Source organism: Brevundimonas sp. T2-11, assembly GCF_055397675.1.
On the sequence record NZ_AP027920.1, the window covers coordinates 2,623,814 to 2,636,478 of the forward strand.

Below are 12,665 nucleotides of genomic sequence, written 5' to 3' on the forward strand. Positions count from 1 at the left end.
ATTCCCGGCCGCGCCTCCAGCCATGCGCCCCACGACGTGGCCGCACGATCACGCCGCCGTTATCTTGAGCCCGAACGCAGACTTTCTTCGCAATAAAGTGTTACATAGCCAGACTTAGGTGTTAACCGAAAAGCTGATCCTCACAGTATAGAACCACAAAGCGCCGAATACTGATTTCGTTGCTGCCACATATGCTGTGACATTTGAGCGATATGCTCATGCACCTGTGGATCAATCGAACGATGATCGTGCTTCGGGCGCACGCCTGATCTCAAGCGACACGTTTTCGCCACAATTGACGGCCAAAAATCCGTCGCCGGATCGTGTCGGGACCGGTGCTTTCCGAGTCTGTTCGATGCTGAACACAGCCGCTGCGCTTGCCATGTTCTGGGCCATGGCCTTCTCCGGTTCCGGAGAGCCTCAACCCTATGAAGCCGTTGTCGCACTCGAAACGGCTGCAATGGAAACCGCTGCGGCGGCTGAAAGTTCCGCTGATGCGTCCGCCCTCTCCGCCGAACAGGCCGAGCTGATGGCGGGCGATCCCGACTGGCGCGCTTCGGCCCGCCTCTATCACGCAGGCGGCGGCGGCGCGACGGGCAACGACTCGCTGGGTTGCCGTCCGATCGCCATGCGCACGGTCGCCGTGGACCCGCGCGTCATTCCGCGCCGCACCAAGCTCTTCATCCGCGAAACCGTCGGCCTGCGCATGAGCGACGGCACCATTCACGACGGCTACTGGTACGCCTCGGACACCGGCGGCGCGATCAAGGGCGCCAAGATCGACCTCTACACCGGTCACGGTCGCGGCTCGATGCGTCAGGCCATGAGCCTGAACATGAAGACCCTGACCATCGCCGACGCCGGCGATTTCGAGGGCTGCCCCCCGGCCTGGGAAACGGCCTCGAACTAAGGGCGACGACGCCCTCCGACAAAAAAGAGCGGCCGGAGCGATCCGGTCGCCCTTTTTGCTTAGGCGGAAACTTGCGAGCCTCGCGACCTCCCGGGCAGGTCCGATCAGAACTTCCGCTTGCCGCTCACGGTCTCGAAGAAGAGCCGGAAGTCGCCCATCAGGCTCCACAGGGGATATTTGAAGGTCGCGGGCCGGTTCTTCTCGAAGAAGAAATGCCCGACCCAGGCGAAGCCGTAGCCGACCAGCGGCATGGCCAGCAGCCACCAGGCGTTGCGCGTCGCGCAGAAGGCCAGGAAGGCGGCGATCACCAGACCCGTCCCGACCACATGGACGCGGCGGCAGGTCCGGTTGGAATGCTCGTGGATGTAATAGGGGTAGAAGGCCCCGAACGAGGCGTATCGGCCTTCTGGCCCTTGGGCGGACTGCTCGGTGTTCATGGCCCCAGCCTGCCCCCGGATCGAACCGGGGGCAAGTCAGGGATCAGCGGTCAGTCGAAGCGCTTGCCGCTCTTCGGACCCTTGGGGCCCTTGGCGAAGGGCTTGCCGGCCGGCTTGAAGCCCGGCTTGCCGCCGGCCTTGAAGTCCGACTTGGGCTTGAACGGCTTCTTGGCGCCCGGCCCCTTGGCGAAGGGCTTCTCATGGGGCTTGTCGAAGAACTGGCTGCTTTCCGGCGCGTCGGCGCGCGGGGCGTAGGGCTTCTTCTTGAAGGCCGGACGTTCGCCCTCGGCCTCGCCCTCGCGCGGTTGCCACGGCTTCTTCTTGAACGGCGGACGGCCGCCCTCCCCGTCCTCGTCGCGGCGGAAGGGCTTCTTGGCGTAGGGGCGCTCGCCGCCCTCGTCGCGGCGGTTGCGCGTTCCGCCCTTGAACATGCCCGAGTGCGGGGCTTCCGAAGGCGTGATGTTCGCCTCCTGGGTGTTCATGGACGCCAGCTTCCTGAAGGCCTCGACGTGGGTGTTGGCGATCTCGAAGCGGGTCTCTTCGGGGAAGGTCTTGATCGAGCCGATCTGCTGCTTGGTGATGCCGCCGATGCGGCAGATCATCGGGATCAGCCACTTGGGATCGGCGTTGCGGTTGCGGCCGATGTCCATACGGAACCAGGACACCTCGTCCGCCTGCAGGCGCTCGAAGGGCGAGGCGCCGGCGGCGAACTTGTCGCCCGGCTCGCGCGGCTTGCGCTGCGGTCCCTGGCCCGGATCGGTCAGGTCTTCGGGCGCCGGCAGATCCTTGCGCAGCAGGACCAGCAGGGCGCGGGCCAGATCTTCCGGCGTGCGCTCGGCGACCAGCTTGGCGATCAGCCCGGCGTCGTCCTCGGCGCCTTCCTGAGCGAAGACCGGGGCGGCCAGCAGGCGCTGCTCGTCCTTGGCCAGGATTTCGTCGGCGGTCGGGGCGGCGGCCCAGGTCGCCTCGACGCCCGCCGAGCCCAGCAGCATCTCGGCCTTGCGGCGACGGCTGCTCGGCACCAGCAGGATGGAGGTGCCCTTCTTGCCCGCGCGGCCGGTGCGGCCCGAGCGGTGCAGCATGGTCGCCTTGTTGATCGGCAGCTCAGCGTGGATCACCAGACCCAGGTCGGGCAGGTCCAGACCGCGCGCGGCCACGTCGGTGGCGACGCAGACGCGGGCGCGGCCGTCGCGCAGGGCCTGCAGTGCGTCGGTGCGCTCGCGCTGGCCCATTTCACCCGACAGGGCCACGGTCGCGAAGCCGCGCTCCAGCAGCGACGACTGCAGGTGACGCACGCTGTCGCGCGTCGAGCAGAAGACCAGTGCGCCCGGCGCCTCATAGAAGCGCAGCACGTTGACGACGGCGTGCTCGATCTCGTTCGGGGCGATGCGCAGGGCGCGGTATTCGATGTCGCTGTGCGGCTGGCTGCGGTCGACGGTGTCGATGCGCACGGCGTCGCGCTGATAGCGCTTGGCCATCATGGCGATGTCGCGGGCGATGGTGGCCGAGAACAGCAGGGTGCGGCGATCCTCGGGCGACTGCTCGAGGATGTATTCCAGGTCCTCGCGGAAGCCCATGTCGAGCATCTCGTCGGCCTCGTCGAGCACCAGGACCTTCAGCGCCGACAGGTCGAGGTTGCCGCGGTCGATGTGGTCCTTCAGGCGGCCGGGGGTGCCGACCACGATGTGGATGCCGAAGTTGAGGGCGCGGGCTTCCTTGCGGGCGTCCATGCCGCCGACGCAGGTGGTGATCTTGGCCTTGGACTCGCCGTACAGCCATTCCAGCTCGGCCGAGACCTGCAGCGCCAGCTCGCGCGTCGGGGCGATGGCCAGCATCAGCGGGGCGTCGGCGGGACCGAAGGTTTCGTTCTCGCCCAGCAGAGACGAGGCCGCCGCCAGGCCGAAGGCCACCGTCTTGCCCGATCCGGTCTGGGCCGAGACCAGCATGTCGGCCTCGCCGTGGCCTTCCAGAACCGCGGCCTGGACGGGGGTGGGCTCGGCATAGCCCTTGTTGGCGAGGGCGCGGTCTAGCGCGGGGTGGATCGCGGGAAAGGGCATATACGACCTGAAAAAGAGCATGGCGGTCGCCGAAACGACCGCGCCCGGCCAAGGCGAACAGCCGGCCGGGCGATGAGGAGGCGGTCTCTATACACCAATAACGGCCCCGATGCGGCGGATTTCCGCAAAAAGACCGCCGTTCACCACGCTTGTTCAGGCGTCATTGACCTCAAAGCCACGATCCTGACCGTCCGCAGAGTTCCTTTCGCCGCCCGGAGACCGATCATGACGATCCCGCCCCTGAGCATCGCCGCCGCCGGAATGCAGAACGCCGCCAACCGCTTCGAGGCCAGCGCCCGGCGCACGGCGACAGGCTCGCTGGACAATCTGGCGGTCGAGGCGGTCGAGCAGATTCGCGCCAGGCAGGACTTCTCCGCCAACGCCGCCGTGGCGCGGACCGCGGACGAGATGACGGGGACCCTGCTGGATATTCTGGTCTAGGCCGGACCCGCCACGCCCTCACCCCGCCTTTTCCGGCAGGTGAAAGAAGTCGATGAAGCGGGCGAAGACGGCCCGGTCGCCCTCGATGCGCATCGCCCCCTCGCCTTCCAGCGCCGCCAGCGGAACCTTGCCATAGACGGCGGCGGCCACGATCGGCGGAGCGGCGCGCACCACGACCTCGGCCTCCTCGACCTCGCCGCGCCGCGTCTCGATCCGCCCGTCGGCCACGCTCACCACCATGCGGTCCTCGTCCAGGGCGAAGCCCAGGCGCATGAGGGCGCCCCCAGCCCGCGCCGGATCGAACATGGTCTCGAACGACTGCATGATGGACACGGCGCTGATCGGCAGGGTCGGATCGTGTTGCGGCGAGCGCGCGGCCCAGCGGCCCAGCACCATGAAGACCGGCTTGATCTCATAGCCCCAGTCGGTCAGCTCATAGACCTGGACCGAGGCGGGCGGCGGCAGCTTGCGCTTCTGGACGATGCCCGAGGCCTCCAGCCCCTCCAGCCGCTGCGTCAGGACATTGGCCGACAGGCCGCACAGGTCCTTTCGCAGGTCGCTGAAACGGCGCGGCCCCATCATGAGTTCTCGTATCACCAGCAAGGCCCATCGCTCGCCGACAAGGTCGAGTCCGTGGGCGGCGCCGCAGGCGTCGTGATAGCGGCGGGAACGCCCGGCGGACTCGTTGGTTACTTTTTCTAACTTCATAGTTGACTAACATAACACGATAGGACACCGTTACGCCAGATCAGGGAGGATCGCCAAATGAACAAGCTCATCTTCGTCAATCTGCCTGTCACCGACCTGCCGCGCGCCGTCGCCTTCTATGAGGCCGTGGGCGCCACGAAGAACCCGATGTTCTCGGACGACACCGCCGCCTGCATGGTGTTTTCCGACACCATCCACGCCATGCTTCTGACCCACGAGAAGTTCTCCAGCTTCACTGACCGCGCCATCCCGGACGCGCACAAGACGGCCCAGGTGCTGATCTGCGTGTCTGAAGACAGCCGCGACGCCGTGGACGCCGTGATCGATCGCGCCGCCGGGGCCGGCGGTCAGGCCGACCCCAACGCCAAGCAAGACTACGGCTTCATGTACGGCCGCAGCTATGCCGACCCGGACGGCCATATCTGGGAGGTCATGTGGATGGACCCCGAAGCCGCCGCCGAGGGCCCCGAGGCCTTCGCCGCCCAAGTCGGAGGCGGCTGATCATGAGCGATCTGTTCGAGCTGAGCGTCAGCCGCGTCTTCAAGGCCTCGCCGGAAACGGTCTGGAAGGCCTTCACACAACACGGAACCGAGTGGTTCACGCCGCGCCCCTGGACCACGCCCCGGGTCGACTACGACCTGCGTCCCGGCGGGCGCGCCGACATCGTCATGCAGTCGCCCGAGGGCGAGCGGCACGAATATCGCGGCGTGGTGCTGGAGGTCATTCCCGAGCGCCGCATCGTCACCACCGGCGCCATGACCGAGGGCTGGATCCCGCAACCGGGCGAGATGAACTTCGTGCGCATCGACACGTTCGAGCCCGAAGGCGACGGCACGCGCTACACCGCCCGCGCCCGCCATTGGGACGAAAAGGCCATGCAGACCCACGCACAGATGGGCTTCGAGCCCGGCTGGGGCGCCGCCGCCGATCAACTGGGCGAGGTGGCCGAGCGTCTCGCCGCACGGGAGACGACGTCATGACCGACAAGATCATTCCCTGCATCTGGTACGACCTGGGTCAGGCGAAGAAGGCGGCCGAGTTCTATGTCTCGCTGGGCCTGCCCGACAGCCGCATCGACCGCGTGGCGACCAGCCCGACGGACAACCCGTCCAGCCCAGAGGGCGCCGAGCTGGTGGTGGAGTTCACCCTGGCCGGACGGCCCTATATGGGTCTGAACGGCGGCCCGACCTTCCCTCAGACCGAGGCCGTCTCCTTCATGATCATGACCGATGATCAGGCCGAGACTGACCGCCTGTGGAACGCCATCATCGACAACGGCGGACGCGCCAGCGACTGCGGCTGGTGCAAGGACCGCTGGGGCGTCAGCTGGCAGATCACCCCGCGCCGCCTGATGACCTTCTTCAGCGACCCCGACCCCGCCCGCGCCAAGGCCGCCTTCGCGGCCATGATGACGATGCAGAAGATCGACATCGGGGCCATCGAGGCCGCTGCTGACAAGGCCGGGTAATCGGCCAAGCTAAGCCGCCTGCCCTGCCGCTTTCCACCAAGACGCCAACCACGCCTGCCCCGACTATCCGCCCCTGCCCCCTCATGCAGCGAGCCGCCGCGCGGCGAGCGTTAGGGGCCAACCTCCGAAGGAGAATGCAAGATGGCCTACATCACCGGCTTCCTGACCCCCGTGAAGACCGAGAACAAGGACCGCTATATCGAGTCCGCCCGCGTCGCCTGGCCCCTGTTCAAGGGCTACGGCGCCCTGGCCCATGTCGAGAACTGGGGCGAGGACGTGCCCGACGGCAAGGTCACCAGCTTCCCCATGTCGGTGAAGCTGGAGGACGGCGAGGCGGTGGTCTTCTCCTGGCTGATCTGGCCCGACAAGAAGACCGCCGACGACGCCTGGGCCAGGATGCAGGAAGATCCCGCCATGGCCGACATGGACATGCCCTTCGACGGCAAGCGCATGATGTGGGGCGGCTTCGAGACCGTCTTTGACGAGCGCGCCTGACGACAAGCGCGGGGGCCGGTCAAGCGCCGGCCCCATCTCTTCAGTGGGCGCTGTCCGGCCTGGCGCGGTGAGCCCGCAGGCAGGTCGCGACACTGAGCACCACCAGGACGAAGGCCAGCGCCTCCATCATCGTCGGCAGGCGTTGCTCCCAGGCGAAGCCGTAGATCAGGGCGAACAGGGTCTCGAACAGGATCATCTGGCCGACCAGGGTCAGCGGCAGCAGCCGGCTCATCCGGTTCCACAGGTTATTGCCGACGATCGAGGCCAGCACCGCCACGCCGACCGAGACGCCCGCCAGGCGCATCCAGTCCCCCGCTTCGTGCTGTGCGCCCGAGGCGATCAGCAGGGCGACCGGCAACAGCAACAGGCTCTGCGCCCCGGTGACGACCCCGGTCAGCAGGTTCCAGTCGTGGGCCGACACCGTCTTCAGTTGACGAAGCCTCCGCGCGTTATTCACCGCAAAGAAGGTCCATGAGGCCAGGGCGCCGACGGCGCAGCCGAAGCCGATCAGCCGCGTCATGTGCGAGGTCTCGGCCGGTGCGGCCAGGGCCTGCCAGCCGATGCAGACCGCCCCGGCGATGCAGAGAAGCAGCGGCAGATGCAGCCGCCTCAGCGGCACGGCGCCATGGTCGCGACTGCCGATGATGGTCACCGCCACCGGCAGAAAGCCGATGACCAGGGAGGTCATGGCGATGCCGCCCGTCTGCACCGCCCCCGACAGCAGGATGTAGTAAAGCGTGTTGCCGGTGAGGCCGAGCCAGAACAGGCTCAGCCAGTCGCCCCGCCCGATCCGCGCCGTCACCGCCTTCCAGCGCGGCGCCAGCAAGGCCGCGGCGATCAGGCCATAGGCGAGGTAACGCCCCACCGTCAGCTGCAGGGGATTGAAGTCCCGCGCCAGCTCCGGAGCCAGGAAGACCAGCCCCCACAGGGCCCCCGCGCCGATCCCGCAGGCCACGCCCGCCGCCGTCCGGTTGCTTCGCCCCTGCTCGATGATGTCCGTCGTCATTTCAGTTCCCGCCTTGTTCGGCGGCGAGCTATATCAAGGGCCGGACGGGGCGTTTCCTCTCGATCACAGGCCCGAACGCAACAAAAACTCGCGCAAAAAAGATCGCCGATGGCCGCACGACCCGCCTCTCCCCAGCGCCCGCTCGACAGCTTCGATCGCGCCATTCTGCGCATCGTGCAGCGCGACGCCCGGACGCCGCAGCGCGCCATCGCCGAAGCCGTCAACCTGTCCGCCGCCGCCGTCCAGCGACGCATCGCGGCCATGGAGGCCAGCGGCGTCATTCGCGGCAATGTCGCCCTGGTGGACCCGAAGGCGATCCCCCTGACCATCACCGCCATCGTCGAGGTCTACCTGCAGGACGAGCGGGCCGAGACGGTCCAGAACGCCAAGGCCCGGTTCCAGAGCGAGCCGGAGGTGCAGCAGTGCTACTACGTCACCGGCGGCACCAGCTTCATCCTGATCGTCGTCACCACCGACATGGCGGCCTATCAGGCGCTGACGCAGCGGTTGTTCGAGGAAAACGACAGCGTCAACCGCTTCCGCTCCCTGATCGCCCTGGACCGGGTGAAGACCGACGCCTCGCTGATCATTCCCTGACATGGGAAAAGGGCGGCCCCGACGAACCGCCCTCTTCTCGCCTCAGCCTTGCGGCGCCTCGACGACCAGACCGACGATCCGGCGCACCAGCGGCAGGATCAGCAGCAGGGTGGGAAAGGCGACCAGCCAGGACAGGCCCCACGCAGACATCCAGACGCCGGGAAAGTCCGGCGCAAGGCCCAGACTGCGGGCCGTGGCGATGGCCGAGACCACAAGGGTCATCAACAGGGACAGGACCAGCGGGGTCACCAGAGCCGCATAGCGCGCCGGCAGGCGACGCAGGGTGATGAAGGCAGGATAGCTCATGAAAGCAGTCTCATGAATGAGGTCGTCGGCCGATATGCATCCGCCCGGTGAACGGGCTGTTCCGGCCGGGACCGGAGGATGCGTTGCCTGACGTGAGACGCTTACGACCTTCACAAGGAAGACGAGTTCGACCTATCGCACCCTCGGGGCCGATACAAGGTCGCCGGTGCGCGCCCCGGCTCCCGGAACGAAAAACGCCGGCGAGGTCGAACCCCGCCGGCGTTGATCGTCAGGCGATCGGACCGATCAGCTGTCCAGGAAGGACCGCAGCTTGCGCGACCGCGAGGGGTGCTTCAGCTTGCGCAGGGCCTTGGCCTCGATCTGACGGATGCGTTCGCGGGTCACGCTGAACTGCTGACCGACTTCTTCCAGCGTGTGGTCGGTGTTCATGCCGATGCCGAAGCGCATCCGCAGGACACGCTCCTCGCGCGGGGTCAGCGAGGCCAGGACCCGGGTCGTGGTCTCGCGCAGGTTCGACTGGATGGCGGCGTCGATCGGCAGGACGGCGTTCTTGTCCTCGATGAAGTCGCCCAGGTGGCTGTCTTCCTCGTCGCCGATGGGGGTTTCCAGCGAGATCGGCTCCTTGGCGATCTTCAGGACCTTGCGCACCTTCTCCAGCGGCATGGCCAGCTTTTCGGCCAGTTCTTCCGGGGTCGGCTCGCGGCCGATCTCGTGCAGCATCTGGCGGCTGGTGCGGACGATCTTGTTGATCGTCTCGATCATGTGAACCGGGATGCGGATGGTCCGCGCCTGGTCGGCGATCGAGCGGGTGATGGCCTGACGGATCCACCAGGTGGCGTAGGTCGAGAACTTGTAGCCGCGACGGTACTCGAACTTATCGACCGCCTTCATCAGACCGATGTTGCCTTCCTGGATCAGGTCCAGGAACTGCAGGCCGCGGTTGGTGTATTTCTTGGCGATGGAGATGACGAGGCGCAGGTTGGCCTCGACCATTTCCTTCTTGGCCTGACGGGCTTCGCGCTCGCCCTTCTGGACCGTCTGAACGATGCGGCGATAGTCGTCGATCGGCAGGCCGGCCTCGGTGGCCACGGCGGCGACGTCGGCGCGGATCTGGGCGATCTGGGCGGCCTCGACCTCGCTGAACTTGGTCCAGCGCACGCCCATTTCCTTGACGCGGTCGGTCCAGTTCGGATCCAGCTCCGAGCCGAAGTAGGCCTTGAGGAACTCGGGACGCGAGATGCCGTAGCTGTCGGCCAGGCGCAGCAGGCGGCCTTCGAGACCGATCAGGCGCTTGTTGATCGCATACAGCTGCTCGACCAGGGCCTCGATGCGGTTGTTGTTCAGCTTCATCGTCTTCAGACGATCGCTGATGGCCGCGGTCAGGGTCTCATAGGCCTTGTGGTCCTTGGCGTTCAGGACCTCGCCCTTCAGGCGGGCCTCGACCAGCTTGTCCTGCAGCTTGCGGAAACCGCCGAAGTCCGAAGCGATCGCGTCCAGGACTTCCATGACGCCGTCGCGCAGCTCGGCTTCCAGAGCCGAGATCGACATGCCGCCGCCGTCGTCGAAGTCGTCCTCGTCCTCGTCCTCGCCTTCCGGCTTGTCGCCGTCGCCGTCAGGCTCGCCGGTCGGCTGTCCCGGCGCAGGCTGGTTGTGCGGCAGGGACGAGGGATTCAGGATGCCGTAGGTGGCGTCCAGGTCGATCACTTCGCGCAGCAGGATGCGGTTGTTCGCCAGTTCCTCGCGCCAGACCATGATGGCCTCGAAGGTCAGGGCGCTCTCGCACAGACCCGAGATCATGGCGTCGCGGCCGGCCTCGATCCGCTTGGCGATGGCGATTTCGCCCTCGCGGCTCAGCAGTTCGACCGAGCCCATTTCGCGCAGATACATGCGCACGGGGTCGTCGGTGCGGTCATAGGCGGACTTGGCCGGGGTCTCGGCCACGGCGGTTTCGGCGGCGGCGGTGACGTCGGTGCCGGTCGCCTCGGCGGCGTCCTCCTCGGCCTCGACGACGTTGACGCCCATTTCCGACAGCATGGCCAGGGTGTCTTCGATGGCGTCCGGGGTCACTTCTTCGGACGGCAGGACCTTGTTCAGTTCCTCCATCGTGACATAGCCGCGGGCCTTGGCCTGCTTGATGAACTTCTTGACGCCGGCGTCCGTCAGATCGAGCAGGGGCCCGTCGGTATTGGCTTCAGTGTCCTGCGTCTCGGTCTGCGCGCTCATTCAGTCTGTCTCCACGACCGCTCGGGGGTGATCAGTCCCCTGCGGCGAAAATACAACGCCCGACGACTTCGTTGGTTACGAAGAAGCCGCGTCTTCCCAAATCGTTCCGGTCTTGATGGCCCGTCGCAATGCATCGCGCTCGGCTTTCACCAGGGTGAAGGCCGAGTTGTCGAACGCCTTGTGGGCATCCGACTTTGCTGACGCCAGCGCCTGCTCCAACGCCGCTACGCGGGTCAGAGCGTCGAACGCCTGCGACCACCGGATCCTCGCCTCGCCGAGGGGCTTGTCTGCAGCCAGGAATGGCGCGCCGGACTTCGCCGCCGCCTTCTCGACCTCGTGCATCAAGGCATCATGACCCGAGTGGGCCAGATGGCGTCGGATCGCGGCCGAGTCAAGGCTCTGCCCCGAAAAGCGTAACCGGACCAGTTCCTGGGCCAGTCCGTCCAGCGCCGGATCGCCGAAGCCGTGCCGGGCGATGGCCTCCAGATGGTCGTCCATCCGCTCGGGGTCATCCACCGCGCCGTGAGCCAGGGCGGCGGCCACGGGCTCGATGGAGCGGAACAGGGCCTGCATGGCCTGGGCGCCCTCGGCCGTCTGGCCCAGCTTGGGCGGCGGCCCACGCCAGCGCCCGCCGGGACCCGGTCGCCCCCCGCCCTGCTGATAGGCCTGCTGCTGTTGCTGCTGACGCGGAAACAGGGCGTCGAAACGCTCGAACAGGTCGCGCCGGTATTGCTCGGCCAGGTCCTTGTCCTGAATGGCGCTGGCCGCCTGACGCAGCCGCCCCTTCAGGCCCGCCTTGCGCTCGGGCGTGTCCAGCGGTTCGGCCTCGGCCTCGCGGCGGAACAGAACCTCGATGAAGGGCCGGGTCTCGTTCAGGGCGTGACGCAGGGCCGGCGCCCCCTTGTCGCGCAGGATGTCGTCCGGGTCCTGCCCGCCCTCCAGCAGGGCGAAGCGGAAGGACCGGCCCGACTTCAGCAGGGGCAAAGACCGCTCGATCGAGCGATAGGCGGCCCGCAGCCCCGCCGCGTCGCCGTCGAAACACAGCACCGGCTCGGCCGAGACCCGCCACAGACGCTCCATCTGCTCCTCGGTCAGGGCCGTGCCCATGGGCGCGACCGCCGGCAGGCCCGCACGCTGGCAGGCGATGACGTCCATATAGCCTTCGACGACGATGATCCCCTGCTCGCCCCGGCTCTCGGCCCCCAGGATGCGGCGCGCCTCGGGCAGGCCGTAGAGGGTGGCGCCCTTGTGAAACAGCGGGCTCTCCGGCCCGTTCAGATACTTGGCCCGGTCGTCGGGGTTCATGGCCCGCCCGCCGAAGCTGACGATCCGCCCGCGCGCGTCCAGGATGGGGAACATCAGCCTGTCGCGGAAGCGGTCATAGGGGGCGCCGCCGCTGTCCGGCGCAATCAGCATCCCGGCCTCGACCAGGTCGCCGGGCCGCGCTCCGCGCTGGATCAGGGCGTTCTTCAGGCCTTCGCGGTCGTTGGGGGCGTAGCCCAGACCAAAGCGTTCCCACTGGTCCTCGGGCAGGCCGCGCTTTTCCAGATACTCGCGCGCCGCCTTGCCGACCGAGCGACGCAGGTTGGCGGCGAACCATTTCTGGGCCAGATCCATCCAGTCGGTCAGGCCCTGTTTCCTGGCCTCGCGCTCCGCCGCCTGAGGGTCCTCGGCGGGAAGCTGCATCCCCGCCTCGCCCGCCAGCCGCTGCACCGCCTCGACGAAGCTGAGACGCTCGGTCTCCTGCAGGAAGCTGATGATGTCGCCGTGCTTGCCGGACGAGAAGTCGTGGAAGAAGCCCTTGTCGTCGTTGACGAAGAAGCTGGGCGACCGCTCCTTCGAGAAGGGGCTGAGGCCCACATATTCCCGGCCCTGCCGCTTGAGCTTCACCGTCCGGCCGATGACGTCGGACGGGCGAAGGCGGGCCTTCAATTCTTCAAGGAAACGATCGTCGAAACGCACGTCTTCAGACACCCCGGCGTGGCGATGAGGGAAAGGCCCGCCGCGACCTCAAGACATGATGATCCCCGACGACCTTTTCCACAGCCCTGTGAAG

The 12,665-nt window shown here is 67.1% G+C and carries 14 protein-coding genes; 7 read left to right on the forward strand and 7 right to left on the reverse strand.

Features of this window, described 5'->3' with window-relative positions; genetic code table 11:
• The first annotated feature begins 355 nt into the window (after window positions 1-355).
• The gene (locus ACZ5XO_RS12815) at window positions 356-910 is read left to right on the forward strand and encodes a 3D domain-containing protein (RefSeq protein WP_464162721.1); all 555 of its coding nucleotides are present in this window, start codon (window positions 356-358) and stop codon (window positions 908-910) included.
• 104 nt (window positions 911-1,014) lie between these two features.
• Here the strand turns inward: ACZ5XO_RS12815 and ACZ5XO_RS12820 are convergent, their stop codons facing one another.
• Both ACZ5XO_RS12820 and ACZ5XO_RS12825 read right to left on the reverse strand, forming a co-directional pair.
• Window positions 1,015-1,347: an Mpo1-like protein gene (locus tag ACZ5XO_RS12820; RefSeq protein WP_464162722.1), complete on the reverse strand. Its 333-nt coding sequence runs from the start codon at window positions 1,345-1,347 to the stop codon at window positions 1,015-1,017.
• A gap of 50 nt (window positions 1,348-1,397) precedes the next feature.
• Window positions 1,398-3,404 carry a DEAD/DEAH box helicase gene (locus ACZ5XO_RS12825; RefSeq protein WP_464162723.1) on the reverse strand — a complete coding sequence of 669 codons (2,007 nt, stop codon included), beginning with the start codon at window positions 3,402-3,404 and terminating at the stop codon, window positions 1,398-1,400.
• A 225-nt stretch (window positions 3,405-3,629) separates the two neighbouring features.
• Here ACZ5XO_RS12825 and ACZ5XO_RS12830 point away from each other — a divergent pair, with 225 nt between their 5' ends.
• The gene (locus tag ACZ5XO_RS12830) at window positions 3,630-3,845 is read left to right on the forward strand and encodes a flagellar hook protein FlgE (protein WP_464162724.1); all 216 of its coding nucleotides are present in this window, start codon (window positions 3,630-3,632) and stop codon (window positions 3,843-3,845) included.
• An 18-nt stretch (window positions 3,846-3,863) separates the two neighbouring features.
• On the opposite strand, the gene ACZ5XO_RS12835 is transcribed toward ACZ5XO_RS12830, so the two are convergent.
• Window positions 3,864-4,442, reverse strand: a complete 579-nt coding sequence (locus ACZ5XO_RS12835) for a winged helix-turn-helix transcriptional regulator (protein WP_464162725.1) — start codon at window positions 4,440-4,442, stop codon at window positions 3,864-3,866.
• Window positions 4,443-4,610: 168 nt separating this feature from the next.
• On the opposite strand from ACZ5XO_RS12835, the gene ACZ5XO_RS12840 reads away from it, so the two are divergent.
• From ACZ5XO_RS12840 to ACZ5XO_RS12855, 4 genes are all read left to right on the forward strand, one after another.
• Window positions 4,611-5,054, forward strand: coding sequence for a VOC family protein (locus ACZ5XO_RS12840; protein ID WP_464162726.1), 444 nt, complete (start codon window positions 4,611-4,613; stop codon window positions 5,052-5,054).
• A gap of 2 nt (window positions 5,055-5,056) precedes the next feature.
• Complete coding sequence (locus ACZ5XO_RS12845) at window positions 5,057-5,533, forward strand: SRPBCC family protein (protein ID WP_464162727.1); 477 nt, start codon at window positions 5,057-5,059, stop codon at window positions 5,531-5,533.
• Entirely contained in the window at window positions 5,530-6,021 is a 492-nt protein-coding gene (locus ACZ5XO_RS12850) for a VOC family protein (protein ID WP_464162728.1), read from the forward strand. The genes ACZ5XO_RS12845 and ACZ5XO_RS12850 overlap by 4 nt, the downstream gene beginning before the upstream one ends.
• A 141-nt stretch (window positions 6,022-6,162) precedes the next feature.
• On the forward strand, window positions 6,163-6,516 hold the full coding sequence (locus ACZ5XO_RS12855; protein WP_464162729.1) for a DUF1428 domain-containing protein: 354 nt from the start codon (window positions 6,163-6,165) through the stop codon (window positions 6,514-6,516).
• A gap of 40 nt (window positions 6,517-6,556) precedes the next feature.
• On the opposite strand, the gene ACZ5XO_RS12860 is transcribed toward ACZ5XO_RS12855, so the two are convergent.
• Entirely contained in the window at window positions 6,557-7,522 is a 966-nt protein-coding gene (locus ACZ5XO_RS12860; RefSeq protein WP_464162730.1) for a DMT family transporter, read from the reverse strand.
• Between the two features lie 108 nt (window positions 7,523-7,630).
• Here ACZ5XO_RS12860 and ACZ5XO_RS12865 point away from each other — a divergent pair, with 108 nt between their 5' ends.
• On the forward strand, window positions 7,631-8,119 hold the full coding sequence (locus tag ACZ5XO_RS12865) for an Lrp/AsnC family transcriptional regulator (RefSeq protein WP_464162731.1): 489 nt from the start codon (window positions 7,631-7,633) through the stop codon (window positions 8,117-8,119).
• A 42-nt stretch (window positions 8,120-8,161) separates the two neighbouring features.
• Here ACZ5XO_RS12865 and ACZ5XO_RS12870 read toward each other — a convergent pair whose 3' ends face one another.
• From ACZ5XO_RS12870 to dnaG, 3 genes are all read right to left on the reverse strand, one after another.
• Window positions 8,162-8,425 carry a DUF2798 domain-containing protein gene (locus ACZ5XO_RS12870; RefSeq protein WP_464162732.1) on the reverse strand — a complete coding sequence of 88 codons (264 nt, stop codon included), beginning with the start codon at window positions 8,423-8,425 and terminating at the stop codon, window positions 8,162-8,164.
• A gap of 246 nt (window positions 8,426-8,671) precedes the next feature.
• Window positions 8,672-10,609 (reverse strand): RNA polymerase sigma factor RpoD, encoded by a 1,938-nt coding sequence (rpoD, locus tag ACZ5XO_RS12875; protein WP_464162733.1) that lies wholly within the window; start codon window positions 10,607-10,609, stop codon window positions 8,672-8,674.
• Between the two features lie 75 nt (window positions 10,610-10,684).
• The gene (dnaG, locus tag ACZ5XO_RS12880) at window positions 10,685-12,571 is read right to left on the reverse strand and encodes a DNA primase (RefSeq protein ID WP_464162734.1); all 1,887 of its coding nucleotides are present in this window, start codon (window positions 12,569-12,571) and stop codon (window positions 10,685-10,687) included.
• Between the last annotated feature and the right edge of the window lie 94 nt (window positions 12,572-12,665).

What these genes read in the sequence shown, in the direction of transcription:
- ACZ5XO_RS12865 (WP_464162731.1), top strand. Translation starts at nt 7,631, where the DNA reads ATGGCCGCACGACCCGCCTCTCCCCAGCGCCCGCTCGACAGCTTCGAT.
- ACZ5XO_RS12870 (WP_464162732.1), bottom strand. Translation starts at nt 8,425, where the DNA reads ATGAGCTATCCTGCCTTCATCACCCTGCGTCGCCTGCCGGCGCGCTAT.
- ACZ5XO_RS12860 (WP_464162730.1), bottom strand. Translation starts at nt 7,522, where the DNA reads ATGACGACGGACATCATCGAGCAGGGGCGAAGCAACCGGACGGCGGCG.
- ACZ5XO_RS12820 (WP_464162722.1), bottom strand. Translation starts at nt 1,347, where the DNA reads ATGAACACCGAGCAGTCCGCCCAAGGGCCAGAAGGCCGATACGCCTCG.
- ACZ5XO_RS12825 (WP_464162723.1), bottom strand. Translation starts at nt 3,404, where the DNA reads ATGCCCTTTCCCGCGATCCACCCCGCGCTAGACCGCGCCCTCGCCAAC.
- ACZ5XO_RS12855 (WP_464162729.1), top strand. Translation starts at nt 6,163, where the DNA reads ATGGCCTACATCACCGGCTTCCTGACCCCCGTGAAGACCGAGAACAAG.
- ACZ5XO_RS12815 (WP_464162721.1), top strand. Translation starts at nt 356, where the DNA reads ATGCTGAACACAGCCGCTGCGCTTGCCATGTTCTGGGCCATGGCCTTC.
- ACZ5XO_RS12845 (WP_464162727.1), top strand. Translation starts at nt 5,057, where the DNA reads ATGAGCGATCTGTTCGAGCTGAGCGTCAGCCGCGTCTTCAAGGCCTCG.
- ACZ5XO_RS12850 (WP_464162728.1), top strand. Translation starts at nt 5,530, where the DNA reads ATGACCGACAAGATCATTCCCTGCATCTGGTACGACCTGGGTCAGGCG.
- rpoD (WP_464162733.1), bottom strand. Translation starts at nt 10,609, where the DNA reads ATGAGCGCGCAGACCGAGACGCAGGACACTGAAGCCAATACCGACGGG.
- ACZ5XO_RS12840 (WP_464162726.1), top strand. Translation starts at nt 4,611, where the DNA reads ATGAACAAGCTCATCTTCGTCAATCTGCCTGTCACCGACCTGCCGCGC.
- ACZ5XO_RS12830 (WP_464162724.1), top strand. Translation starts at nt 3,630, where the DNA reads ATGACGATCCCGCCCCTGAGCATCGCCGCCGCCGGAATGCAGAACGCC.